This window comes from Agromyces mangrovi, assembly GCF_030296695.1.
GTDB classification, from domain to species: Bacteria; Actinomycetota; Actinomycetes; order Actinomycetales; family Microbacteriaceae; genus Agromyces; species Agromyces mangrovi.
Genome location: NZ_AP027737.1, coordinates 2,748,345 through 2,773,395 on the forward strand (window position 1 = coordinate 2,748,345; position 25,051 = coordinate 2,773,395).

Sequence of the window (25,051 nt, forward strand, 5' to 3'; positions counted from 1 at the left end):
GAGGGCGGACGCCGGCTCGCGGCATCCGCCCCACCGCTCGGTTCAGCGCACCTGGGCGCTGATGATCTCCATGATCGACGTGTCGGCCAAGGTCGTCGTGTCGCCGACTTCGCGGCCCTCGGCGAGGTCGCGCAGCAGGCGCCGCATGATCTTGCCCGAGCGCGTCTTCGGCAGCTCGTTCACGATGAACACCTGACGGGGCCGGGCGATCGCGCCGATCTCCTTGGCGACGTGCGCCCGCAGCTCCTGGCTCGTCGCTTCGGTGTCACTCGCGGCCGAGACCTGGCGGTCCTTCAGGATCACGAACGCGACCACGGCCTGACCGGTCGTCTCGTCGGACGCGCCGACGACCGCGGCCTCCGCGGTGAGCGGGTGCGCCACGAGCGACGACTCGATCTCCGCGGTCGAGAGGCGGTGGCCCGAGACGTTCATGACGTCATCGACGCGGCCGAGCAGCCAGATGTCGCCGTCCTCGTCGCGGCGCGCGCCGTCGCCGGCGAAGTAGCGGTCGCCGAACTTGTCCCAGTACGTCTCCTGGAAGCGCTGCGGGTCGCCCCAGATGCCGCGCAGCATGCTCGGCCACGGCTCGGTGACCGTCAGCAGGCCGCCGTTCGTGCCGTCGACGGGCTCGCCCTCGTCGGTCAGCACGTCGATCGAGATGCCCGGCACGGGCACCTGCGCGCTGCCGGGCTTCAGGTCGGTGATGCCGGGCAGCGCCGAGATCATGATCGCGCCGGTCTCGGTCTGCCACCAGGTGTCGACCACCGGGATCGATCCGCCGCCGATGACATGGCGGTACCAGATCCAGGCCTCGGGGTTGATCGGCTCGCCCACCGAGCCCAGCACGCGCAGGCTCCGCAGGTTGAACGACTGGGGGATCTGCCGGCCCGCCTTCATGAAGGAGCGGATGGCCGTGGGTGCCGTGTAGAAGATCGTGACGCCGTACTTCTCGATGATCTCCCACCAGCGACCCGCGTGCGGGGTGTCGGGCGTGCCCTCGTAGATGACCTGCGTGGCGCCGTTCGCGAGCGGACCGTAGACGACGTAGGAGTGGCCGGTGATCCAACCGACGTCGGCGGTGCACCAGTACACGTCGGTCTCGGGGTGCAGGTCGAACACGTTCCTGTGCGTGAAGGCGGCCTGGGTGAGGTACCCGCCCGACGTGTGCAGGATGCCCTTCGGCTTCCCGGTCGTGCCGGAGGTGTAGAGGATGAACAGCGGATGCTCCGCATTGAACGCCGGCGCCATGTGCTCGTCCGACGCATCGGCCGCCAGCTCGTGCCACCAGTGGTCGCGGCCCTCGACCCAGTCGACCTCGTTCTCGCCGCGGCGCACGACGAGCACGTGCCCGACCGATCCGGCCGACTTTGCGACGGCCTCGTCGACGGTCGGCTTCAGCGGGAAGACCTTGCCCTTGCGGTATCCGCCGTCGGCGGTGATGACGACGGATGCCTCGGCGTCGTCGATGCGCGAGGCGAGGCTGTCGGCGCTGAACCCGCCGAACACCACCGAGTGGATGGCGCCCACGCGTGCGATCGCGAGCATCGCGATGACGGCCTCGGGGATGAGCGGCATGTAGACGGCGACGCGGTCGCCGGGCTTCACGCCGAGCCCGATGAGCACGTTCGCGGTGCGCTTCACCTCGGCGGTGAGCTCCGCGTAGGTGATGCTGCGGCTGTCGCCCGGCTCGCCCTCGAAGTGCAGCGCGACGCGGTCGCCGTTGCCGGCCTCGACGTGGCGGTCGAGGCAGTTGTAGGCGACGTTCAGCTCGCCGTCGTCGAACCACTTGGCGAACGGCGGGTTCGTCCAGTCGAGCGTGCGGGTGAAGGGAGTGCTCCAGGTGAGGAGCGAGCGGGCCTGGTCGGCCCAGAAGGCGAGCCGGTCGGCGGATGCGGCCTCGGCGAGCTCGGGGCCCGCGACCGCTTGGGCGGCGAACTCGGGGCTCGGCCGGAATCGGCGGATCTCCTCGAGACTGTGATCGATCTGGACGTTCATGTCGTTCGGTCGCTCCTTCGCGAACGGGGATCATCGGTGGGTTTCGCCTGCCCGGTACGACCCTATCCCTCGCGCCACCCGGCTGCGGAATCGTGCAATCTGTCCCCCGAGTGCCTCCGAATCGTGTCCCCCATCTGTGCCTCAGCCCAGAGAAATCTGCACGTCCCCACAAATGAGGACAAAAGGTACTTGCGCATGGACTTCTGGCCCCTAAACTGGGGCGTGCCTGAACGAGTTTCATGGCCTGCGATGTTGTGATTCCCCCCAATCGCGCATTGCCGAGGCGGCACCTGTTCCCCCCAATGGGTGCCGCCCCCTCCTTTTAACGGGTCGTGTCGCAACGTGGCGAGCGGGCCCGCACTCCTCCACAGGGCTCCCGAGCGGTTCGCGCCGGTCGAGCCCATGATCGGCCGATCGGAACCCCGGCCGACTGCCTACCGTCGTCGGCATGGCGGCACACCCTCCCACTCCGTACATCGCCCGGCCGTCGTGGTCGGCGCCGGCGTCCCCCGTGCCCGTGCCGGTGCCCGACTCCGGCGGCGCGCTGATGCTGCGTCCCGGCAGGTACAGCGGTGCGGATGCCTCCCAGGCGACGTGGGCGGCGGAGCCGATCGACCTCGCGGTGCTCGGCCCCCTCGCGCCCCACGCCGAGGGCGCGACGGACCTCTTCGTCAACGGCGACCGCGGGCTCTGGGTCGACCGCGGTCACGGCATCGTGCGCGACCCGGCATGGGAGGCCGATGAGCGAATGGTGCGCGCGCTCGCGGTCTCGCTCATCGCGCACGGCGGACGCCACGTCGACGAGGCGACGCCTGCGGTCGATGCGCGCATCGGCGGGGGCATCCGAGTGCACGCCGTGCTGCCGCCGGTCGCCACCGCCGGCACGCTGATCTCGGTGCGGGTGCCCCGGCACGGTGCGCCGAGCCTCGACGACCTCGTGCGCGGCGGGCTGTGCGACGAACCGGTCGCCGACCGGCTGCGCGCGGCCGTTGCCGAGCGCGCGAACCTGCTCGTCACGGGCGCCGCGGGCGCGGGCAAGACCACCCTTCTGGGCGCACTGCTCGCCGAGGCGCCGGCGGACGAGCGCATCGTGCTCATCGAGGACGTCGCCGAGCTCCGCGTGCGGCACCCGCACGTCGTCGCGCTGCAGGCGCGGCAGGCGAACCTCGAGGGCGCGGGCGGGGTGGGTCTCGACGCACTGCTGCGCGAGGCCCTGCGGATGCGCCCGGACCGCATCGTCGTCGGCGAGTGCCGCGGGGCGGAGCTGCGCGAGCTGCTGTCGGCGCTCAACACCGGCCACGACGGCGGGGCGGGCACCCTGCACGCGAACGCGCTCGCCGACGTACCGTCGAGGCTCGAGGCACTCGGCGCCGCAGCGGGCATGACGCCGGACGCCGTCGCACGGCAGGCCGCGAGCGCGTTCGACCTGGTCGTGCACGTGCAGCGCAGCGCGACGGGCCGTCGCATCGGCGGTGTGGGGCGACTGCGGTTCGAGGCGGGTCGCCTGCAGGTTGTACCGGTCACGCCCGAGGCGGAATCGTGATCGGGGCGTCGTCGCTCGCGGTGCGGCGGCGGAGGCCCGCGCCGGGCAGCGAGGTCGACGAGGTCGCGGGTATCGCGCATCGGCTCGCGGTGCTGCTCGCGGCGGGCGTCGCGCCGGCCGCGGCCCTGGCGCACCTCGAGGGCGCCGCTCCGGTCGTGCTCCCACCGGCCGCCGCCGCGGCTCGCTCGGGCGGCGACGTCTCGGGCGCGCTGGTCGCCTCGGCCGACGGGCTTCCCCGCACTCGCGGCTCGGCTGGCGGGCGATCGCCGCCGGCTGGTCCGTCGCCGAGCGCTCGGGCAGTCCGCTCGCGCAGATGCTCCGTGACACGTCGACGAGCCTGCGCGACGTCGCCGAGCTCCAGCGCGAACTCGACGCCGCGCTCGCCGGTCCGCGCGCGACCTCGCGCCTCGTCGCGCTGCTGCCGCCCGTCGGCATCGCCTTCGGCGCCGTGCTCGGCTTCGACACCGTCGGAGTGCTCCTCGGCTCCGCGCTCGGCATCGTGTGCGCGATCGCGGGAGTCGTGCTGCTCGTCGTGGGGCACGCCTGGAGCCGAGCGCTCGTCGGGCGCGCGGGCCGGCCGGAACCGGCCCCCGGGGTCGCGCTCGACCTGCTCGCGGTCGCGCTCGCGGGCGGCGCCAGCGTGCCGCGGGCCCGCGAATCCGTGGCATCGGCACTCGACTCCTGCCTGCCCGAGGCGCGCGCCGACGGCGACGCCGACGAGGTCGTCGCGCTCAGCCGCCGTGCGGGCGTGCCGGTCGCCGAGCTGCTGCGGGCCGAGGCCCACCGGCGGAGGCTGGCCGCCCGCGGCGCGGGTCGCACGCGCGCGGCCTCGCTCGCCGTGCACCTGATGGTGCCGCTCGCGATCTGCACGCTCCCGGCGTTCGTGCTGCTCGGCGTGCTGCCGATGCTCGTGTCCGTCGTCGCCTCGACGGTCGCGGACCTCGCGTGAGCGTCACGGCCCCCGCACCTGCTCGTGCCACCCGACCGGGCGCCAGCCCGACGAAGAGAGAGGAGAACGGATGCACGGACACGACGACGGAGGTGCGCCCGGCGGCGGCTCACCCGACGAGCGCGCCCGACACGTCGAGTCGAGGGGCCGCGCCGCGGTCCTGCTGCGGCGACTCGCGGGGAGCGCGGCGCCGCGACTGCGGAGTACGCGGTCGCGACGATGGCGGCGGTGGGCTTCGCGGGCCTGCTCGTCATCATCCTGCGCGGCGACGAGGTGCGCGGCATCCTCACCGACCTCGTGCGCAATGCGCTCACGGTGGGCTGAGCTCGCCGGCCGCTCCGACCGGGGGAGCGTGACGGCGGAACTCGCCGCCGCGCTCCCCGCGGTCGCGCTCGTGCTGGCGATCTGCCTCGGCGGGGTGGCGCTGCTCACCCGGCAGGCGGTGCTGGCCGATGCGGCGGCCGACGCGTCACGTGCCGTGGCGCGCGGCGAGGCCGACGCCCGCGCCGCCGCGATCATCGCGCGGGTGGCGCCGGGCGCCGGCATCCGACTCGAACGCTCGGACGGGTTCGTGTGCGTGCACGTGCGCGACCCCGCGCCGGTGGCCCTGCTGCCGCTCGACGCCTCGGCCCGCGCCTGCGCGCTCGAGGGCGGGTGGTGACGATGGGCGGGAGCGAGCGCGGTGCGGGCTCGGTGCTCGCGCTCGCCGTGGTCGCGGCGACCGTGGCGCTCACCGTGCCGGTGCTCGGCGCCTGCGCGTTGCTGCTCGGCGGTCAACTCGCGGCGAACGCGGCCGACGCGGCTGCGCTCGCCGCGGCAGACGTCGCGTCGGGCGCATCGCCCGGCGAGCCCTGCGCACGAGCGGTCGACGCTGCGGAGCGCAACGGCGCCGTGCTCGAGGCGTGCGCCGTCGACGGTGCGATCGCCGACGTGCGGGCGAGCGTCACCCTCGCGGGCGTCGCCCAGGCCGCACGGGCCCGGGCCGGGCCGCCGGCTGAGCGACCCGTGCCGTGAGGTGCTTCAGGTCAGTCGAAGACCGTCTCGATGAAGCGATAGGAGACGGACGACGGACGGTTGGCGTGCTCGGCGTCGAACTCGACACCGGAGCCTCTCGAGTAGACGTAATGCTTGCCACCCGACTCGGCCGGAATCTCCAGCCGGGGGTTCGGATCGCCGGAATCGAGGAACGAGACCGTGATGGTCTTGCCCTCCAGCGGCCCGTCGGTCAGCTTCGCCGTGTACGTGCCTGCGGTTGACGTGTCCATGTCGCCATTGTCCTCCGCCCCCACGAGTCCGCAAGGGGTCGCTCTCGGCGTGTATGTGTATGGTGTGCGATGAACGGGAGGGGTACTCCCGCGAAAGGAGTCCGGTGCCGGGCAAGAAGCTGGTCATCGTCGAGTCGCCGACCAAGATGAAGTCCATCGCCACCTATCTGGGCGAGGGCTACGAGGTGCTGTCCTCGGTCGGTCACATCCGCGACCTCGTCGAGCCGAAGAACCTCCCGCCCGAGCTCAAGAAGGGCTCGATGGGCAAGTTCTCCGTGGACGTGGAGAACGGCTTCGAGCCCTACTACGTCGTCTCCGACTCCAAGAAGAAGACGGTCGCCGAGCTCAAGCGCGCACTGAAGGGCGCCGACGAACTCCTGCTCGCCACTGATGAGGACCGCGAGGGCGAGGCCATCGCGTGGCACCTCCTCCAGGAGCTGAAGCCCAAGGTGCCGGTGCGCCGCATGGTCTTCCACGAGATCACGAAGGACGCGATCCTCGCCGCGAAGGACCACACCCGCGAACTCGACACCGCACTCGTCGACGCGCAGGAGACCCGCCGCATCCTCGACCGCCTCTACGGGTACGAGGTGTCGCCGGTGCTCTGGCGCAAGGTCGGCCCCGGCCTCTCCGCCGGTCGCGTGCAGTCCGCCGCGACCCGCCTCGTCGTCGAGCGCGAGCGCGAGCGCCTGGCGTTCGTCGCGGCGTCGTACTGGGACCTGACCGCGACCTTCGCGGAGTCGGATGCACCCGACGCGACCGCGTTCGAGGCGCGCCTGGTGCGCCTCGACGGCGCCCGCGTGGCGACCGGCCGCGACTTCGACGACGCGGGCCGGCTGAAGAACGACGCGGTCGTCCTCGACGAGGCATCCGCTCGTGCCCTCGCCTCGGCCCTGCGCGCCGACACCGTGCCCTCGACCGTCGCGAAGGTCGAGTCGAAGCCGTACTCGCGGAAGCCCGCGGCCCCGTTCACGACCTCGACGCTGCAGCAGGAGGCCGCGCGCAAGCTGCGGTTCTCGGCCCGCCAGACCATGTCGGTCGCCCAGTCGCTCTACGAGAACGGCTACATCACCTATATGCGCACCGACTCGCCGTCGCTGTCCAAGCAGGCGACGGATGCGGCGCGGGCGCAGGCCGTCGCCCTCTACGGCGCCGACTCCATCCCGTCGTCGCCGCGCGTGTACAAGGGCAAGAGCAAGAACGCGCAGGAGGCGCACGAGGCGATCCGCCCGTCGGGCGACACGTTCCGCACGCCGGCCTCGCTCCAGTCGACGCTGCGCGGCAACGACTTCAAGCTGTACGACCTCATCTGGAAGCGCACGGTCGCCTCGCAGATGGCCGATGCGAAGGGCAAGACGGCATCGCTCACGATCGCGGTCGGCCCGACGGCGGCCGACACCGCGGTGGCGGCGGATGCCCCGGAGACGACCACCGCCCGCCCCGACATCGCGAACGCGACGGCCGAGTTCAGCGCGAGCGGCACCGTCATCACCTTCCGCGGCTTCCTCGCCGCCTACGAGGAGGGCAAGGACGAGGAGCGCAACGCCGACGAGGGCGGCAAGAACGCGAAGCTCCCGCCGCTCGAGGAGGGCCAGGTCATCGCGCTGGCGAACCTCGAGTCGAAGGACCACGAGACCAGCCCGCCGCCGCGCTACACCGAGGCGAGCCTCGTGAAGCGGCTCGAGGAGCTCGGCATCGGCCGCCCGTCGACCTTCGCGTCGATCATCTCGACCATCGTCGACCGCGGCTACGTGACGCCGCGCGGCCAGGCGCTCGTGCCGAACTGGATCGCCTTCTCGGTCGTGCGCCTGCTCGAGGAGCACTTCACCGACCTCGTGCAGTACGACTTCACCGCCGAGATGGAGGAGGACCTCGACCGCATCGCGGGCGGCGACGCCGACCGCGTCGACTGGCTCAAGGGCTTCTACTTCGGCACCGACGACTACCTCGGGCTCCGCCAGATCATCGACAACCTGGGCGACATCGACGCGCGCAGCATCAACTCGATCCCGATCGCCGACGACATCACGCTGCGCATCGGGCGTTACGGCCCGTACCTCGAGACGCCCGACACCGAGGGCGGGCCGGATGCCACGCCCAGGCGCGTCAACATCCCCGCCGAGCTCGCGCCGGACGAGCTCACCGAGGCGAAGGCGCGCGAACTCGTCGACGCGCCCGTGCAGGGCGACCTCGTGCTGGGTGTGAACCCGGAGAACGGCAAGCAGGTGGTGGCGAAGGACGGCCGCTTCGGCCCGTACGTGACGGAGCTCGAGCCGGAGCCCGAGGCGACCCCGAGGCATCCGTCGACCCGAAGACCGGCGAGGTCACCGAGGCGCCGAAGAGGAAGCCGGCGAAGAAGGCCGCGGCGCCCAAGCCGCGCACGGCCTCGCTGTTCAAGTCGATGGACCTCGCCACGATCGACCTCGACACCGCGCTGCGCCTGCTCGACCTGCCGCGCACCGTGGGCGAGGACCCGGAGTCGGGCGACGCGATCACCGCGCAGAACGGTCGCTACGGGCCCTACCTCAAGAAGGGCACCGACACGCGCTCGCTGCCGAGCGAGGACGCGATCTTCGACATCGACCTCGCCGGGGCGCTCGAGCTGTACGCGCAGCCGAAGTACGGCAACCGTCGGGCGTCGAGCGCGCTCAAGGAGTTCGACGCCGACCCCGTGAGCGGCAAGCCGATCAAGGTGAAGGACGGCCGCTTCGGGCCGTACGTGACCGACGGCACGACCAACGCGACGATCCCGCGCGGCGACACCGTGGAGGACATCACGTTCGAGCGCGCCGCCGAGCTGCTGCAGATCAAGCGCGACAAGGGCCCGGCGAAGCCGCGCACCTCGCGTGCGAGCACCGCGAAGAAGGCGCCGGCGAAGAAGAAGGCGCCGGCCAAGAAGCCCGCGGCCAAGAAGTCCTCGTCGTGACCTCGGCCGCGCGCGGCCTGTTCGTCACGCTCGAGGGCGGCGACGGGTCGGGCAAGTCCACGCAGGCCGAGCTGCTCGCCGAGCGGCTGCGCGCGTCGGGTCGCGAGGTCGTGCGCACGCGCGAGCCGGGCGGCACCGACGTGGGGCTCGAGATCCGCGAGCTCGTGCTGCACCATCGAGGCGACATCGCGCCGCGCGCCGAGGCGCTGCTCTACGCGGCCGACCGCGCGCACCACATCGCGACGCTCGTGCGGCCCGCCCTCGAGCGCGGGGCGGTCGTGCTGCAGGACCGCTACCTCGACTCCTCCGTCGCCTACCAGGGCGCCGGGCGCGTGCTCGACGCCGACGAGGTGCGGCGGCTGTCGCTGTGGGCGACCGACGACCTGCTGCCCGACCTGACGATCCTGCTCGACCTCGACGAGGCGGCCGCGCGTGCGCGACTCGACGGGGCGCGTACGCGGTACGACCGGCTCGAGGCGGAAGGTGCGTCCTTCCACGCACGCGTGCGGGCGGCGTACCTGGAGCTCGCCGCGGCCGAGCCCGAGCGGTTCCTCGTGCTCGACGCGACCCTGCCGGTCGAGGAGCTCGCGACGGCGATCCGCGACGCGGTGGCGGGCCGGCTCGTCGGCGGCGACGGGTAGCGTGAACGGCGTGAGCGTGTGGACCGAGCTGACCGGGCAGGATGCCGCGATCGACGTGTTCCGTGCCGCGGCCGGGGCCGCCCCGGCCGGCGACGACGGCATGACGCACGCCTGGCTCATCACCGGGCCGCCCGGCTCGGGGCGCTCGAACCTCGCGCTCGCGTTCGCGACGGCGCTGCTCTCGGGTGAAGCCGACGGCGAGCCGACGACGATCGCGCAGGTCGACGCGGGGTCGCACCCCGACCTGCACGTCGTCTCGACGCAGGGCGTGATCATCTCGATCGACACGCTGCGCACGGTGGTTGAGCGCTCGCACTACTCGCCGTCGGTCGCGCCGTACCGCGTGGTCGTGATCGAGGACGCCGACCGCATGACCGAGCGCTCGTCGAACGTGCTGCTGAAGGAGCTCGAGGAGCCGCCGCCGCGCACGGTGTGGATACTCTGCGCGCCGAGCGAGGCCGACCTGCTGCCGACGATCCGGTCGCGCGTGCGCACCGTGCGGCTGCGCGTGCCGAGCGTCGCGGACGTCGCCGACCTGCTCGTGCGGCGCGACGGGGTCGACCCGGCGCTCGCCGAGCGCTGCGCGCGGGAGGCGCAGAGCCACATCGGCATGGCGCTCCGGCTCGCGACGAGCGAGGAGGCACGTGCCCGCCGCGAGGAGACGTTGCGCGCGGCGCTCGGCGTGCGCTCGACGCGCGACGCGGTGCTCGGTGCGGCGCGCATGCTCGAGATCGCCGGCGACGACGCGAAGGCCATCACCGCCGAGCGCGACGCCGAGGAGCGCGAGCACGCACTGCGCTCGCTGGGCGTCGCGCCGGGCCAGGCCGTGCCGGCCGCGCTGCGTTCGCAGATCAAGGCGCTGGAGGACGACCAGAAGCGGCGCGCCACGCGGAGCCTGCGCGACGGCATCGACCGCATCCTCGTCGACCTGTCGTCGCTGTACCGCGACGTGCTGCTGCTGCAGGTCGGCGCCGAGATCGACCTGGTGAACGTCGAGCTGCGGCCCGAGCTCGACCGCGCAGCCGAGGCGGCGAGCCCCGCGCAGACCCTCGCCACGCTCGACGCGATCGCCCTGGCGCGCGAGCGCATCGAGGGCAACGTCGCGCCCGCGCTCGCGCTCGAGTCGATGCTCGTGTCCGCCGTGCGCGGCCGCGCGGAGGCGAGGCGATGAGCGCGCGCCGGCTGACGGGCGCGGTCGCCCTCGCGGCATCCGTCGCCCTCGTGCTCTCTGGCTGCATCGCGTGGCCGTTCGGGGTGCAGCGGAGCATTCCCGCGCCCGTGCCGACGACGATCGCGAGCGACCTCGAATCGTTCTACTCGCAGGAGCTCGAGTGGAGTCGCTGCGGCGACGGCATGTGGTGCGCGACGGCCCAGGCGCCGCTCGACTGGGACGAGCCGGAGGTCGGGAGCGTCGAGCTGGCGCTGGTGCGCCACCCGGCGACGGGGGAGAAGGTCGGGTCGCTGCTCGTGAACCCGGGCGGGCCCGGAGCGTCGGGCGTCGACTTCATCGCCGACTCCATCGACTATGCGGTCGGCGACTCCGTGCAGGCGGCCTACGACGTCGTCGGGTTCGACCCGCGCGGGGTCGGGCAGTCGACCGCGGTCGAGTGCTTCGCCGACGCGGAGGACAAGGACGCGTACCTGTACAGCATCGCCGAGAGCGAGCGCGGCACCGACGCCTGGATCGCCGAGGCCCGCGCGGAGCAGGAGGACTACTCCGCGGCGTGCGCCGAACGCAGCGGCGAGCTGCTCGCGAACATCGACACCGGCTCGGCCGCGCGCGATCTCGACCTGCTGCGCGCCCTGCTCGGCGACGAGGAGCTGTACTACCTCGGCTACTCGTACGGCTCGACGCTCGGCGTGACCTACGCGGGCCTGTACCCCGAGCGCATCGGGCGCATGGTGCTCGACGCGGTGCTCGACCCGAGCACGCCGGCGTTCGAGATCACGAAGACCCAGGCGATCGGGTTCGAGCGAGCGCTCTCGTCGTACCTCGCCTGGTGCCTGTCCGGTGCGGAGTGCCCGTTCACCGGCTCCGTCGACGAGGCTGCCGCCACCGTACGCGCCCTGCTCGACTCGGTCGAGGCGAGCCCGATCCGCGCCGACGACGGGCGGATGCTGGGCGCGAACACGCTCGTGACCGCGATCATCTACCCGCTCTACGACGAGGCCTCGTGGCCGTTCCTCGACATCCTCTTCGAGCAGGTGATGTTCGGCGGCACCGAGGCGGCGTTCCTCTCGGCCGACGCGTACAACGGCCGCGACGCGGACGGGAACTACGTCGACAACTCGAGCGAGGCGTTCCACGCCATCAACTGCATCGACCACGCCGGGGACCCCGACGACGTCGACGGCATGCGCGCGCGGGTCGCCGAGCTGGAGGAGCTCGCGCCGGTGTTCGGCACGTACTTCGGGTACGGCGACCTGTCGTGCGCGGGGTGGCCGGCGCCCCCGATCGACTCGGACGAGGTCGTGACCGCGCCGGGTGCGCCGCCGATCCTCGTCGTGGGCACGACGAACGACCCGGCGACGCCGTACGAGTGGGCGGTGGCGCTCGCCGACCAGCTCGACACCGGCGTGCTCGTGACGTTCGAGGGGAGGGGCACGCGGCGTATCCGTCTCGCGACCCGTGCATCGTCGACGCGGTCGAGGGATACCTCGTCGACGGGGTCGTTCCGGTCGACGACACCCGCTGCTGACGATCGGCGACCCTGCATGACGCTCGGTCTCGCTGCAATGTTGCAGCAGGTGCAATACTGACGGGATGGCTGTCGACACGACCGAACCCGGGCTCCGAGAGCGCAAGCGGCGAGCGACGCGTCACGCGATCCAGCTGGCGGCCCTCCGGCTGACGCTGGAGCACGGCTTCGACCGGGTGACGGTCGAGGAGATCACGCGGGCGGCCGACGTCTCCCCGCGCACGTTCTTCAACTACTTCCCGTCGAAGACGGCCGCCCTCACCGGCGACGTGCCCACCTTCCCGGATGGCGCCGCGGAGGTGTTCGCGAGTGCGGGCCCCACCGGGCGGCTCGCGGACGACCTCGGCGAGCTCTTCGCCGCGGTGGTCGCGGAGCAGGCCGACGACCTGGAGGTCGTCGCGCTCCGTCGAGACGTCATGCAGGAGCATCCGCAGCTCATGGAGGGGCAGTTCGCCGGGCTGATGGCGTTCGAGGACCGCCTGCGCGCGCTCGTCGCACGCCGACTCGAGGTCACCGATCCCGGTCTCGCCGCCGACCCGGCTGCGCGAGACGATCGCACCATGCTCGTGGCGATGACTGCGGTCGGCGTGATCACCTACGCGTGGCGCAGCTGGGCCGAGCAACTCGACCCGCAGCGGCCGCTCGAGGCCCGCATGCAGGAGGCGTTCCGGCGCGTGTACGAAGTACTCGCGGAAACCCGCTAACATGGTCTCTCGTGCCCGTCGCTTCTCGCGCCGGAAGCACGCCGCCTTAGCTCAGTCGGCAGAGCGATTCACTCGTAATGAATAGGTCGTGGGTTCGATTCCCACAGGCGGCTCCACTGCCCCCGTCCGGTCCGTCCGGGCGGGGGCTTCGTCGTTGGTCACGCCGTGACGACGTCCCACTCGCCGAAGCGGGCGAAGCCGGCCGCGCGGGCGAGCGCGGCGGAGGCGGCGTTGCCGGTCTGGTGCCGGTATTGCGGCTCGTGGCCGCGGGCCAGCGCCTCGGCGGCGAGCGCCTGCACGAGGCGTCGACCGAGACCGCGCCCGCGGTACTCGGGCAACGTGATGACGCCGATGTCGGCCACCGTCGACTCGCGCCACGGGTACATGCTCGCGACGGCGACCAGGCGATCGTCGACGAAGGTGCCGAGCGCCACCCAGTGGTCGAGCTCGACGTACGCCTCGTCCAGGTCGTCCTCGGGGGCGTCGGCGGAGAAGCGCGCGAACTCAGGGGCATCCGCTGCCGTCAGCACCCGCGTGCCGGGCGCCGGGGGCAGTGCGGTGACGGCCCGCTGCGCCTCCTGGGGGAGGTAGGAGACGAGATCGGCGCCGTTGAGCTCGAGACCGGCCTCCGCGATCCGCGCGCGCAGCGCATCGCGTCCGACCGCCTCACCGTCAGCGACGCCGAGACGCTCAGCAGTGGCCGGCGAGACGGTCGCGACGAGCGGCCCATCGACCACGTCGAGCAGGGTCAGCAGCAGGTCGCTGCGCAGCCCCGGGCCGACGACGACGCGGTACGAGTCCGATGGGCCCGGCGAGGCACCCGTGAGGCCCCAGAAGTCGGTCACGGTGGCGGAGAACGCGAGTGGCACGCATCCACCCTGCCACCCGCGAGCCGCAGGCGCAGCGATACGCTCGACGAATGACCGATCGACTCCGCTGGGGCATCCTGGCTACGGGCGGCATCGCCCATCTCATGACCTCCGACCTCGTGGCCAACGGCTTCGACGTGCGGGCCGTCGCCTCCCGCCGGCCGGAGGCGGCCGAGGCGTTCGCCGCCGAGTTCGGCATCCCGACGGCGCACGGCAGCTACGAGGCGCTCGCCGCCGACCCCGACGTCGACATCGTGTACGTCGCGACCCCGCACCCCATGCACGTCGAGAACGCGCTGCTGCTGCTCGAATCGGGCAAGCACGTGCTGGTCGAGAAGCCGTTCACGCTGAACGCTCGCGAGGCGGCCGCGATCGCGGGCCTGGCGAAGGCGCGTGGTCTCCTCGCCATGGAGGCGATGTGGACCCGGTACCTGCCGCACATGGAGCGCATCCGCGAACTGATCGCCGACGGCGCGCTGGGGGAGGTGCGCACGCTCATCGCCGACCACACCCAGCGCATCACCGACGACCCGACGCACCGGCTCAACGCGCTCGAGCTCGGCGGCGGCGCCCTGCTCGACCTCGGCATCTACCCGGTCTCGTTCGCGTGGGATCTCTTCGGCGAGCCCGAGACGATCCAGGCGACGGCGACGTTCAAGCCGACCGGCGCCGACGCGCAGGTCGCCACGATCTTCGGGTACGCGGGCGGGCGCGTCGCGACCACGCTCTCGGCGAGCGACACCCGGGGCCCGAACGTCGCCACGGTCATCGGCACCGAGGCGCGCATCGACATCGACGCGGTCTGGTACACGCCGACGAGCTTCCGCCTGATCGACTCCGACGGCGCCGTCGTCGAGGAGTTCTCGCAGGAGGTGAACGGGCGCGGCATGCACTTCCAGGCGGAGGCCGCGGAGCGGCTCGTCGCGTCGGACGAGCTCGGCGGCGACGTGCTGCCGCTCGACGAGACGGTCGCGATCATGGGCACGCTCGACCGCGTGCGTGAGCTGATCGGACTGCGCTACCCCGGCGAGTAGGCGCCGGCCGCGTCCACCCGACTCACGGGCGCGGCTGCGTACAATGCCGGGGTGTCGACCGACCCCGAGACCCCCGACGCCCCAGACGGCGCGGCCGAGCCGACCCCGCACGCCGCGGGCGGCGAGGGGCGGGCGACGGATGCCCCTGACGGCGCCACGGCCTCGACCGACGCGGCTGCGGGGGAGACCACGACGACGGATGCCCCTGGCGGCACGCACCCGAAGCGCACGCGCCTCGCGCTCTGGGTGACCGCGGGCGTCGTCGCGTTCGCGCTCGCCGGCTGGGGCGCGGTCGCCGCTGGCTCCGCGGTCGCGAGCGGGAGCCCGGCGCCGACCCCGACGCCCACCGCGACCCCGACGCCCACGCCCACCGTCGACCCCGGACGCCCCGCGCCCACCGCCGAGGCGACGACCGCGAAGATCCGCACCTGCATGGTCGGCGCAGCGGCGACCGACGCCCGCCTCGGCGCGATGCAGGCGCACGTGCGCAACGCGAACACCGGCGAGGTGCTCTACGACCGCGGCGGCGGCACCGCCTCACGCACCGCGAGCGTCATGAAGGTGCTGACCGCGGCGGCGGCGCTCGACGTGCTCGGCCCCGACTACCGGGCGACCACCACGGTCGTGCGCGGCAGCGAGCCCGGCTCGGTGGTGCTCGTCGGCGGCGGCGACCTCACGCTCTCGGCCACGCCCAGCGGCACGCAGACCGTCTACCCGGGCGCGGCGCACCTCGACGACCTGGCCGCTCAGGTGCGCGCCGCGTGGGACGCCGACCCCGCCAACCCGCCGCTCACGAAGCTCGTGCTCGACGCGTCGTTCTTCGGCGGCGACGAGTGGCACCCGACCTGGAACCCACTCGAGCGCGAGCAGGGCTACATGTCGCAGATCACGGCCCTGCAGGTCGACGGCGACCGCGCCAGTCCGTTCGCCGAGACGTCGTGGCGCAGCCCGGACCCGATCGGTCGTGCGGGCGACGCCTTCGCCGGCGCGCTCGGCGGCATCGGAACGATCGAGCGCGGCACCGCGCCCGCCGACGCGCAGACGCTCGGCACGGTCTCGTCGCCGACCGTCGCGGAGCTCGTGAACAAGTCGCTCATCGTCTCCGACAACACGGTCGCCGAGATGCTCGCCCGGCACGTCGCGATCCGCACGGGCACCGGCAACGACTTCGCGGCGATCGACGCCGGCGTGCGCGAGGGCCTCGCAGCGTACGGCATCGACACCGACGACATCACCGTCACCGACGGCTCGGGCCTCAGCGACGACAACGCGGTGCCGCCGGCGTACCTCACCGAGCTGTTCCGCAAGATCGAGGCGCGCGAGCAGGGGCTCGGCGTCGTCCGCGACGGCCTCCCGGTCGCGGGCGTGCAGGGTTCGCTCGCGTACGGCGACCGCTTCTTCGGCGACAACGCCGTCGCGCGTGGCGCGGTCTGGGCGAAGACCGGCTGGATCGAGACCGGCTACACCCTCTCCGGCATCATCCACGCGCAGGACGGCACGCCGCTCACGTTCGCCATCTACGCCCTCGGCGACGCGCCCGGCGCCATCCCGCCGTCGTCGCGCGAGGCGATCGACACCCTCACGACGGCGTTCTTCCGCTGCGGCGACAACCTCTCCAACGGATGAGGGGCGGTCGAGCGGATGCCGCGGGCGGGCGCGCGCCCGCATCCGGCACACACGACCCGGAACTCGTCGACCTCGCTGCGCAGCTGGTCGGGATCGACTCGGTGAACCCCGACCTCGACCCGACGGGTGCCGCCGAGGTCGCACTCGCGCACGCGCTGCGCGACCGCCTCGTGGCATCCGGCTTCCAGACCACCCTGATCGGCCCGGGAGCGCGCCCGAGCCTGATCGCCCGGAAGCCGGGCACCGGCGCCGGCCGCACGCTGCTGCTGAGCGGTCACCTCGACACGGTCGGCGTGCGCACCTATGCCGACGGGCCGTTCGCACCGCGCGTCGACGGCGACCAGCTCTGGGGTCGCGGCGCCTACGACATGAAGGGCGCGCTCGCCGCGGGCGTGCTCGCAGCCGAACGGGCGACCGCGGGCGACGGGCTCACCGGCGACGTCGTGCTCGCGTTCGCCGCCGACGAGGAGTTCGGCTCGATCGGCACCGCGGCGGTGCTCGCCTCGCTCGACGCGGCCGAGATCGACGGCGCGCTCGTGCTCGAGCCGACCGGGCTCGAACTCGGCGTGGCGCACCGCGGCTTCGCGTGGTTCGCGCTCGAGGTGCACGGGCGCGCCGCGCACGGCTCGCAGCCCGAGCAGGGCGTCGACGCGATCGCGGGCATGCTGCGACTGGTCGACGCGCTCGACGCCGACCCCGCGCCGTGCGCGCCGGAGCAGGGGCATCCGCTGCTCGGCACCTCGACCCTGCGGGTCGCCACCCTCGACGGCGGCGTCGACGCCGCGACCGTCGCGCCGCACTGCCGCGCGACCATCGAGCGCCGCACGCTGCCGGGCGAGACCCCGGCGGTCGTGCGCGCCGCGCTCGAGGCGACGCTCGCGCGCGCGGCCGGGTCGGACGTGTCGTTCCAGCTGACCGAGCTCGTCTCGCGCCCCGCCTTCGAGGCGCCCGACGGGTCGGCCGTCGTCGCGGCCGTCGACCGCGCGGCACTCGCCGAGGTCGGCGCCGAGCCCGACCGTCGCGGCGACCCGTGGTGGACCGAGGCGGCGCTGTTCGCCGACGCGGGCATCGACGTCGCGCTCTACGGGCCTGCCGGAGGAGGCGCGCACGCCGACGCAGAGTGGCTCGACCTGCCGTCGGCAGTGACGCATGCGCGGGTGCTCGAACGCGTGCTGCGCGAATTCTGCGGCTGAGCGGCCGGCCCTGCGCGCACCGGGCCCGCCGGTCCGCGACGGTGGGATGATCGAACCAGGAGGTTCGAACATGACGCGAGCGCTACTCATCATCGACGTGCAGAACGACTTCACCGAGGGCGGTGCGCTCGGGGTCGACGGCGGTGCCGCCGTGGCATCCGGCATCACCCGGTTCCTCGCCGAGCACGGCGACGACTACGACCTGGTCGTCGCGTCGCGCGACTGGCACGACGGCGACAACGACAACGGCGGGCACTTCGCGGGCGACGCCGAGCCCGACTTCGTCGACACCTGGCCCGTGCACTGCGTCTCGGGCACGACGGGCGCCGAGTACCACCCCGACCTCGACGTCTCGCGCGTCGACGTGCACATCCGCAAGGGGCAGGGCGCGCCCGCGTACTCGATCTTCGAGGGCACGGATGACGACGGCACGCCCTTCCCCGAGTTGCTCACCCGCCACGGGGTGACCGAGGTCGACGTCGTCGGCATCGCCACCGACTACTGCGTGCGCGCGAGCACGCTCGACGCGCTCGAGCACGGGCAGCACGCGCGCGTGCTCACGGGCCTCGTCGCGGGCGTGGCCGCCGAGTCGAGCGAGGCCGCGATCGCCGAGATGGGGCATGCGGGTGCCGAGATCGCCGGCAGCGAGGCATCCGGCACCGCCTGACCGCGGTTCGGCGAGCCCCGCGCGACCCGCCAGAATGGACGCATGACTCGCACCGTCCAGCTCCGCCGCTACACCCTCGTCGAGGGCGAGTACGACGCCTTCGTCGCCTGGTGGCACGGCAGCATGCCGAAGGTCCGCCCCGCCGCCGGGTTCCGCATCGAGTTCGCCTACGGGCTGCCCGAGCGCAACGAGTTCGTGTGGGCGGTCAGCGCCGAGGGCGACCGCGACGCGTTCCTCGTGCTCGAGCAGGCCTACATGGCCTCGGATGCGCGCGCCGAGGTGTTCGCGGGTGTCCCGCAGCGCGTCGCGGTCTACGACATCGAGTTCGTCGACGTCGAGGCCTGAGCCCGGCCGTCGCGCGTACCCGCGGGGCTACGCTGGTCGCGTCACGCAGACGGGGAGGTCGCGACATGGATGAGCGGGCACTGCTGGAGGGCACGCCGGATCGGCTGTTCATCGCGGGGGAGTGGGTGGCCGCAGAGGGCGGGCGCGCGCTCGACGTGCACGATCCGTCGACGGGCCGGGTGATCCGGTCGATCGCGGATGCCTCGCCGGCCGACGCCGTGCGCGCGCTCGACGCCGCGGTCGCCGCCCAGGACGCGTGGGCCGCGACAGCGCCCCGGCAGCGCGGCGAGCTGCTGCGCCGGGCGTGGGAGCTCGTCACCGAGCGCGCCGACGACCTCGCGCTGCTCATGACGCTCGAGATGGGCAAGACGCTGGCCGAGTCGCGAGGCGAGGTGACCTACGGCGGCGAGTTCCTGCGCTGGTTCTCGGAGGAGGCGGTGCGCATCCATGGCCGGTACGGGCTGAACCCCGAGGGCACGGGGCGCATGATCGTGTCGCAGCGGCCCGTCGGCCCGTCGTACTTCATCACCCCGTGGAACTTCCCGCTCGCGATGGCGACCCGCAAGATCGCCCCCGCGCTGGCGGCCGGCTGCACCGTGGTCGTGAAGCCCGCGCAGCTCACGCCGCTCACGACGCTCGCGTTCACCGCCATCCTCGAGGAGGCGGGCCTGCCCGCGGGCGTCGTGAACGTCATCACGTCGTCGAGCTCGTCGGCGGTGACCGAGCCGATCCTCGCCGACCGTCGGCTGCGGAAGCTCTCGTTCACCGGCTCGACCGAGGTCGGTCGGAAGCTCATCGCGCAGGCCGCCGACGGCGTGCTGCGGGTCTCGATGGAACTCGGCGGCAACGCGCCGTTCGTCGTGTTCGAGGATGCCGACCTCGACACGGCCGTCGACGGCGCGATGCTCGCGAAGTTCCGCAACATCGGCCAGGCCTGCACGGCCGCCAACCGGTTCATCGTGCACGAGTCGGTCGCCGACGAGTTCGCCCGGCGCGTGACCGAGCGGGTCTCGGCCATGCGGGTCGGCCGCGGCACCGACGAGGGCGTGCAGATCGGCCCGCTGATCGACGAGGACGCGGTCGGCAAGGCCGAGGCGCTCGTGCAGGACGCGGTCGGGCGAGGGGCATCCGTCACCACCGGCGGCAGCCGCATCGCCGGGGAGGGCACCTACTTCGAGCCCACGGTCGTGACCGGCGTCGTCGCGGGCAGCGAGATCCTCCGCAACGAGATCTTCGGGCCGGTGCTGTCGATCACGACGTTCGCCGATGAGGACGAGGCCGTGCGGCTCGCGAACGACACCGAGTTCGGGCTGGTCTCGTACGTCTACACGACCGACCTGGCGCGCGGGCACCGCATGATCGACCGGCTCGACACCGGCATGATGGGCCTCAACGCGGGCGTCATCTCGAACGCCGCCGCGCCGTTCGGTGGGGTGAAGGCCTCCGGCATCGGCCGCGAGGGCGGGTTCGAGGGCATCCACGAGTACCTGTCGACCAAGTACACGATGCTCCCCGCCTGAGCCGCGCCGCGGCGGCGCGCGTAGGGTGGGAGCATGGGCACCGAGGCCGTGATCGTCGACGTGATCCGCACCGCCAGCGGGCGGGGCAAGCCGGGCGGGCAGCTCTCCGGGGTGCATCCGGTCGACCTGCTCGCGGGCGTGCTCGACCACCTCGTCGCCCGCAACGACCTCGACCCGGCGCTCGTCGACGACGTGATCGGCGGCTGCGTCAGCCAGGTCGGCGAGCAGTCGTACAACGTCACCCGCAACGCGCTGCTCGCGGCGGGATTCCCCGAGCACGTGCCCGGCACCACGGTCGACCGCCAGTGCGGGTCCAGCCAGCAGGCCGCGACCTTCGCCGCGCAGGCGGTCATCGCCGGGGCCGCCGACATCGTGATCGCCTGCGGCGTCGAGTCGATGAGCCGCGTGCCGCTCGGCTCGTCGACCACCGGGCAGGACCCGTTCGGCACCCGCATGCACGCCCGCTACCCCGAGGGGCTCGTCGGCCAGGGCGTGTCGGCCGACCTCATCGCCCAGCGGTGGGGGTTCGGCCGCGACGAGCTCGACGCGTTCGCGGCCGAGAGCCATCGAAGGGCGGCGGATGCCGCGGGGCGCGGCGACTTCGACCACGAGATCGTGCCCGTGCGAGGCGTCGACGCGCTCGTCGACGAGACCGTGCGCCCCGGCACGACGACCGAGGGGCTCGCCGGCCTCGCGCCCGCGTTCCGCACCGACCGGCTCGCCGAGCGCTTCCCCGACCTCGATTGGCGCATCACGGCCGGCAACTCGTCGCCGCTCACCGACGGTGCATCCGCCGCCCTCATCATGAGCGCCGAGCGCGCCGCCGCGCTGGGCCTGACGCCCCGGGCCCGCTTCCGCGCCTTCAGCGTGACCGGCAGCGACCCGTTGCTGATGCTCACGGGCGTGATCCCCGCGACCGCGCGCGTACTCGAGCGCGCCGGTCTCACCCACGACGACATCGACGTCTACGAGGTGAACGAGGCGTTCGCGTCGGTGCCGCTCGCGTGGCTCGCCGACACCGGCGCCGACCCGGCGAAGCTCAACCCGAACGGCGGGGCCATCGCACTGGGCCACGCGCTCGGCTCGTCGGGCACGCGGCTGCTCGCCACGCTGGTGTGCGAGCTCGAGCGGCGCGACGCGCGCCTCGGCCTGCAGACCATGTGCGAGGGCGGCGGCATGGCGAACGCGTACATCGTCGAACGCGCCTGAACGGTACGATCGGCACCGACGTAGTACTGCCACGGCGCCGGAGCCATGGCACGACGCCGACGCGACCGGGTCGGCGCACCCACGAACCACGAGAGGACAGCGCATGGAGCTGAGCGGAGCATCCGCCATCGTCACGGGAGGTGCGTCCGGCCTGGGGCGCGCCACGGCCGAGGCGCTCATCGACGCCGGGGCATCCGTCGTCATCGTCGACCTGCCCGGCGGCCGCGGCGAGGAGGCCGCCGTCGAGCTGGGGGAGCGCGCGACGTTCGCGCCCGCCGACGTCGCCGACGAGGCGCAGGTCGCTGCCGCGGTCGATGCCGCCGTCGCGCTCGGCCCGCTGCGGGTCGCGGTCAACTGCGCGGGCATCGCGACCGCCGGCCGCACGGTCGGCCGCGACGGGCCCCTCGCGCTCGCCGACTTCGAGCGCACGATCCGGGTGAACCTCATCGGCACGTTCAACGTCACGCGCCTCGCCGCCGCGGCGATGGCCGCCACCGACCCTGTGACCGCGCAGTCGCTGCCCGGCGTGCCCGAGACCGCCGAGCGCGGCGTGATCGTGAGCACCGCCTCGGTCGCCGCGTTCGACGGCCAGATCGGCCAGGCCGCCTACTCGGCCTCGAAGGGCGGCGTCGCGGCCATGACCCTGCCGCTCGCGCGCGACCTGTCGAAGCTGCTCATCCGCGTGGTCACGATCGCCCCGGGCATCATGCGGACGCCCATGATGGCGGGCATGCCCGACGACGTGCAGGCCTCGCTCGCCGCGCAGATCCCGCACCCGTCGCGCCTCGGCACGCCCGCCGAGTACGCGGCCCTCGCGATGCACGTGGTCGCCAACCCGCTGCTCAACGGCGAGGTGATCCGGCTCGACGGCGCCATCCGCATGCAGCCGAAGTAGGCGAGCGGATGCCTCGTGGCGGCGCGCGCCCCGAGGCATCCGCTCGGCTCTCGGCCCGTGGTCAGGCGATCGCCCGCTCGCGGCCGGCGCGGTACGCCTTGATGGCCCCGTCGACCACGTCCCACATGGTGACGCCCACGATCGCCACCACGATGACGGTCATCGTGACCCCGCCCGCGTCGCCCCACGGCCAGCCGATCGCGGCGAGGAACTCGGGGTTGAACAGGCGCTCGGAGAGCAGCAGCCAGAGCGCCGGAACCGTGAATGCGATGTTCAGCAGCAGGTTCGCGAACGCGAGCCACCAGTTCCAGCCCCACGCGTAGATCGCGCCGGCGAATGCCATCTCGAGCACGAGGAGCCCGAGGAACCACGGGATCCAGAAGCTCCACAGGTCGGGGTCGAGCACCGGGAACGACTCGCCGTCGATCGTCACGCCGAGCTGCCCCCAGACGATGAACCCGGCGAAGATCGCGAGGAACACGACCGAGGCGATCAGGTCGGGCAGGCGCTTCGCGCGGTGCTCGTCGCGCACCTGGGGGAGGTTCGCGAGGCTCCACTCCTGGCCGGGCGTGTGGTCGGGGGAGCGTTCGAGGATGGCGAAGACGAGGGTCGTCCAGAACGCGAGGTGCGCCGCGGTGCTCAGCAGCACCCCGAACGTCGCGCCGAAGACCTCGCCGACCGACGCACCCGCGAGCAGCTGCGCGAGCACGCTCGCCGCGGCGACGATGGGCAGCACGACCGCCATCAGTACCTTCACGAGCCGCAGCCAGGTCAGGTAGTAGCGCGGGCCGATGAGCTGCAGCGGCCGGTCGAGGTAGTCGGCCGCGAGCACGCTCGGGTCGCCGAGCTCGAGCAGGGTGCGGCGTTCGGCGTCGGCGGCGTCGACGCCCTCCTCGACGAACGCGTCGCGTTGGTCGGCGATGCGCTCGCGCAGCTCCCGGTCGAGGTCGGTGCGCTGGCGCTGGGGCACGTTGCGCACGGTCGCCCAGACGTAGCGGTCGGTCAGGGTCGTGGTGGTCATGATGCGTCTCCCTCGGTCAGGCGCGCGAGCGCCTCGTCGATGCGGTGCCAGTCGCCCGCGAGCACCTCGGCGAGCCGCTCGCCGGCGGGGCTCGTGCGGTAGAACTTGCGCGGGCGGGTCTCGTCGGTGTTCCACTCGCTCGTGAGCAGCCCCTGCTTCTCGAGCCGGCGCAGCAGCGGGTAGAGCGTGTTCGCGTCGACCGCGAGGTCGAGCCCCGCGAGCGATTCGAGCAGGGCGTAGCCGTAGTCGGGCGTGCGCAGGCGCAGCAGGCACGCGAGCACGGTCGTGCCACGGCGCAGCTCCTGGAGGTGCGTGGCGGTGGCGTCATCCGTTGTCATGTCACACACCATACTGTGTGACACACACTATTGCAACAGCGCCCGAGCGGATGCTCCGCTACTGACCCGCGTGCGCCTCCAGGAAGGCGTACACCTCGGCGTCGTCGACGCCCGGGAACCGGCCCGACGGCAGCGGGGAGAGCACGTGCGCGTGCAGGCGGGCGCTCGGCCACGCCTTGCCGTCCCAGCGGTCGGAGAGCTCGGCCGGCGCGCGGCGGCAGCACGTGACGTCGGGGCACCGCGACTCGACGCGCACCGTCGTCTCGCGGCCACGGAACCACTTCGCGTCCTGGAACGGCACGCCGATCGTGATCGAGAACTCCGCGGCATCCGTTCGCCCCGTCTGCGTCGCGCACCAGTACGTGCCCGCCGGGGTGTCGGTGTACTGGTAGTTCTCGGTCGTGCGGTTGGTGCGATCGAACGCACTCCGCGCGCTCCACTGCTTGCACACCCACTGGCCCTCGATCGAGCCGGTCACGTCGGCCGGCAGCGGGATGCCGTCGTTCTCGTACCCCTTCTGCAGCGCGCCGTCGCCGTTCACCCGCAGGAAGTGCAGCGTCATGTCGAGGTGCGAGGTGCCGAGGTTCGTCAGGCGCAGCGCCGCCGCCTCGTGGGTCACGCCGAACGCGTCGCGGAAGTCCTCCACCGCGAGGCGCTTCTCGCGCTTGGCCTCGGTGAGGAACTTCACGGATGCCTCGCGGGGCATGAGGCAGCACGCCGCGAAGTAGTTGATCTCGAGGCGCTGCCAGAGGAACTCGGCGTAGCTGCCCGGGCGCTCGTGCCCGAGCAGGCGGTGGGCCATCGCCTGCAGCGCCATCGAGCGCAGGCCGTGACCGCCGGGAATCGAGGCGGGCGGCAGGTAGATGCGGCCGTTGGCCAGGTCGGTGATCGACCTCGTGGCATCCGGCAGGTCGTCGACGTAGATGAGCCGGAACCCGAGCTGCTCGGCCATCACGCTCACCTCGCGGTGGGTGAGCGCCCCCTGGCGGTGGCCGGAGGCGGCGACGCGCTGCTCGGCGAGCTCCTCGATGTCTGGTAGGTAGTTGTCGCGCTCGCGCATGCGGGTGCGCAGCTCGGTGTTCGCCCGCCGTGCCTCCTCGGGCGTCGCGATCGCCTCGCTCGCGCGCCGCTGCAGCTCGCGGTGCAGGCCGACGATCGACTCGAGCGCCTCGTCGCTGATGCCCTTGCCGGGGCGCACCGAGGGCAGGCCGAGCATGGCGTAGAGCGGGCTGGCCTGCGCACGGGCGAGTTCGATCTCGAGCGCGGCCCTGGGGTTCGGCGGCTCCGGCGAGAGCAGCTCGGCGAGCTCGACGCCGAGCGCCGCCGAGAGGGCGTGCAGCACCGAGAGCTTGGGCTCGCGCTTGCCGTTCTCGATGAGGGAGAGCTGGCTGCCCGCGATGCCGACCTGCTCGCCGAGCTGGTCGAGGGTGAGCCCGCGTTCGCCGCGGAAGTGGCGGATGCGCTGCCCGAGGGTGGTGAGGTCGGTTCCTGCCTGCATGCGTTAACCATACGGAAAGAAGTGCGATTCTTTCATGCCGGTTCGCGGCTCGTCGCGCGTGTTCTTCGCGCATTCTGGACTCACGCCACCACCCGCCAGACCATCGGAGGCTCG

22 protein-coding genes, 1 tRNA gene and 2 pseudogenes are annotated in these 25,051 nt (G+C 72.9%); 19 read left to right on the forward strand and 6 right to left on the reverse strand.

What is annotated here, in order from left to right:
* Window positions 1-42: 42 nt before the first annotated feature.
* Window positions 43-1,995, reverse strand: a complete 1,953-nt coding sequence (acs, locus tag QUE38_RS13070) for an acetate--CoA ligase (protein ID WP_286308717.1) — start codon at window positions 1,993-1,995, stop codon at window positions 43-45.
* A 448-nt stretch (window positions 1,996-2,443) separates the two neighbouring features.
* Between acs and QUE38_RS13075 the strand changes: the two genes are divergently transcribed.
* The 5 genes from QUE38_RS13075 to QUE38_RS13095 all read left to right on the forward strand — a co-directional run bounded on the left by QUE38_RS13075 (window position 2,444) and on the right by QUE38_RS13095 (window position 5,501).
* A complete protein-coding gene (locus QUE38_RS13075; protein WP_286308718.1) occupies window positions 2,444-3,538 on the forward strand; it encodes a TadA family conjugal transfer-associated ATPase in 1,095 nt (364 codons plus the stop codon).
* A gap of 313 nt (window positions 3,539-3,851) precedes the next feature.
* Entirely contained in the window at window positions 3,852-4,487 is a 636-nt protein-coding gene (locus tag QUE38_RS13080) for a type II secretion system F family protein (protein WP_286308719.1), read from the forward strand.
* Between the two features lie 219 nt (window positions 4,488-4,706).
* A complete protein-coding gene (locus QUE38_RS13085; protein ID WP_433996910.1) occupies window positions 4,707-4,811 on the forward strand; it encodes a DUF4244 domain-containing protein in 105 nt (34 codons plus the stop codon).
* A gap of 28 nt (window positions 4,812-4,839) precedes the next feature.
* Window positions 4,840-5,148 (forward strand): TadE family type IV pilus minor pilin, encoded by a 309-nt coding sequence (locus tag QUE38_RS13090; protein WP_286308720.1) that lies wholly within the window; start codon window positions 4,840-4,842, stop codon window positions 5,146-5,148.
* Between the two features lie 2 nt (window positions 5,149-5,150).
* On the forward strand, window positions 5,151-5,501 hold the full coding sequence (locus tag QUE38_RS13095; RefSeq protein ID WP_286311830.1) for a helicase: 351 nt from the start codon (window positions 5,151-5,153) through the stop codon (window positions 5,499-5,501).
* A gap of 11 nt (window positions 5,502-5,512) precedes the next feature.
* On the opposite strand, the gene QUE38_RS13100 is transcribed toward QUE38_RS13095, so the two are convergent.
* Window positions 5,513-5,752 carry a hypothetical protein gene (locus QUE38_RS13100; protein WP_286308721.1) on the reverse strand — a complete coding sequence of 80 codons (240 nt, stop codon included), beginning with the start codon at window positions 5,750-5,752 and terminating at the stop codon, window positions 5,513-5,515.
* A gap of 59 nt (window positions 5,753-5,811) precedes the next feature.
* Here QUE38_RS13100 and topA point away from each other — a divergent pair.
* The 6 genes and pseudogenes from topA (at window position 5,812) to QUE38_RS13130 (ending at window position 12,838) form a co-directional block, all read left to right on the forward strand.
* Window positions 5,812-8,678 (forward strand): annotated as a pseudogene (topA, locus tag QUE38_RS13105) (type I DNA topoisomerase).
* Window positions 8,675-9,319 carry a dTMP kinase gene (gene tmk, locus QUE38_RS13110; RefSeq protein ID WP_286308722.1) on the forward strand — a complete coding sequence of 215 codons (645 nt, stop codon included), beginning with the start codon at window positions 8,675-8,677 and terminating at the stop codon, window positions 9,317-9,319. Before topA ends, tmk begins: the two are co-directional and overlap by 4 nt.
* A 10-nt stretch (window positions 9,320-9,329) precedes the next feature.
* Window positions 9,330-10,490, forward strand: a complete 1,161-nt coding sequence (locus QUE38_RS13115) for a DNA polymerase III subunit delta' (RefSeq protein ID WP_286308723.1) — start codon at window positions 9,330-9,332, stop codon at window positions 10,488-10,490.
* Window positions 10,491-10,672: 182 nt separating this feature from the next.
* A pseudogene (locus tag QUE38_RS13120) lies at window positions 10,673-12,018 on the forward strand (alpha/beta hydrolase).
* Between the two features lie 65 nt (window positions 12,019-12,083).
* On the forward strand, window positions 12,084-12,722 hold the full coding sequence (locus tag QUE38_RS13125) for a TetR family transcriptional regulator (RefSeq protein ID WP_286308724.1): 639 nt from the start codon (window positions 12,084-12,086) through the stop codon (window positions 12,720-12,722).
* Between the two features lie 40 nt (window positions 12,723-12,762).
* A tRNA-Thr gene (locus tag QUE38_RS13130) sits at window positions 12,763-12,838 on the forward strand.
* 42 nt (window positions 12,839-12,880) lie between these two features.
* Here QUE38_RS13130 and QUE38_RS13135 read toward each other — a convergent pair.
* Complete coding sequence (locus QUE38_RS13135) at window positions 12,881-13,591, reverse strand: GNAT family N-acetyltransferase (RefSeq protein ID WP_286308725.1); 711 nt, start codon at window positions 13,589-13,591, stop codon at window positions 12,881-12,883.
* A 50-nt stretch (window positions 13,592-13,641) separates the two neighbouring features.
* On the opposite strand from QUE38_RS13135, the gene QUE38_RS13140 reads away from it, so the two are divergent.
* From QUE38_RS13140 to QUE38_RS13175, 8 genes are all read left to right on the forward strand, one after another.
* Window positions 13,642-14,625, forward strand: a complete 984-nt coding sequence (locus QUE38_RS13140) for a Gfo/Idh/MocA family protein (protein ID WP_286308726.1) — start codon at window positions 13,642-13,644, stop codon at window positions 14,623-14,625.
* A 51-nt stretch (window positions 14,626-14,676) separates the two neighbouring features.
* A complete protein-coding gene (locus QUE38_RS13145) occupies window positions 14,677-16,251 on the forward strand; it encodes a D-alanyl-D-alanine carboxypeptidase/D-alanyl-D-alanine-endopeptidase (protein ID WP_286308727.1) in 1,575 nt (524 codons plus the stop codon).
* Window positions 16,248-17,444 (forward strand): M20/M25/M40 family metallo-hydrolase, encoded by a 1,197-nt coding sequence (locus QUE38_RS13150; RefSeq protein ID WP_286308728.1) that lies wholly within the window; start codon window positions 16,248-16,250, stop codon window positions 17,442-17,444. Before QUE38_RS13145 ends, QUE38_RS13150 begins: the two co-directional genes overlap by 4 nt.
* 70 nt (window positions 17,445-17,514) lie before the next feature.
* Window positions 17,515-18,111, forward strand: a complete 597-nt coding sequence (locus QUE38_RS13155) for an isochorismatase family protein (protein WP_286308729.1) — start codon at window positions 17,515-17,517, stop codon at window positions 18,109-18,111.
* A gap of 42 nt (window positions 18,112-18,153) precedes the next feature.
* Complete coding sequence (locus QUE38_RS13160; protein ID WP_286308730.1) at window positions 18,154-18,456, forward strand: hypothetical protein; 303 nt, start codon at window positions 18,154-18,156, stop codon at window positions 18,454-18,456.
* Window positions 18,457-18,521: 65 nt separating this feature from the next.
* Window positions 18,522-19,976, forward strand: a complete 1,455-nt coding sequence (locus QUE38_RS13165; protein WP_286308731.1) for an NAD-dependent succinate-semialdehyde dehydrogenase — start codon at window positions 18,522-18,524, stop codon at window positions 19,974-19,976.
* Window positions 19,977-20,009: 33 nt separating this feature from the next.
* Complete coding sequence (locus QUE38_RS13170) at window positions 20,010-21,185, forward strand: thiolase family protein (protein ID WP_286308732.1); 1,176 nt, start codon at window positions 20,010-20,012, stop codon at window positions 21,183-21,185.
* A 103-nt stretch (window positions 21,186-21,288) separates the two neighbouring features.
* Window positions 21,289-22,080, forward strand: a complete 792-nt coding sequence (locus QUE38_RS13175; protein ID WP_286308733.1) for an SDR family NAD(P)-dependent oxidoreductase — start codon at window positions 21,289-21,291, stop codon at window positions 22,078-22,080.
* 61 nt (window positions 22,081-22,141) lie between these two features.
* On the opposite strand, the gene QUE38_RS13180 is transcribed toward QUE38_RS13175, so the two are convergent.
* The 3 genes from QUE38_RS13180 to QUE38_RS13190 are packed head-to-tail and all read right to left on the reverse strand — an operon-like array spanning window position 22,142 to window position 24,937.
* Window positions 22,142-23,101 (reverse strand): permease prefix domain 1-containing protein, encoded by a 960-nt coding sequence (locus QUE38_RS13180; RefSeq protein WP_286308734.1) that lies wholly within the window; start codon window positions 23,099-23,101, stop codon window positions 22,142-22,144.
* Complete coding sequence (locus QUE38_RS13185) at window positions 23,098-23,439, reverse strand: PadR family transcriptional regulator (RefSeq protein WP_286308735.1); 342 nt, start codon at window positions 23,437-23,439, stop codon at window positions 23,098-23,100. The genes QUE38_RS13180 and QUE38_RS13185 overlap by 4 nt, the downstream gene beginning before the upstream one ends.
* Before the next feature lie 58 nt (window positions 23,440-23,497).
* On the reverse strand, window positions 23,498-24,937 hold the full coding sequence (locus tag QUE38_RS13190) for a helix-turn-helix domain-containing protein (RefSeq protein ID WP_286308736.1): 1,440 nt from the start codon (window positions 24,935-24,937) through the stop codon (window positions 23,498-23,500).
* Window positions 24,938-25,051: the final 114 nt, after the last annotated feature.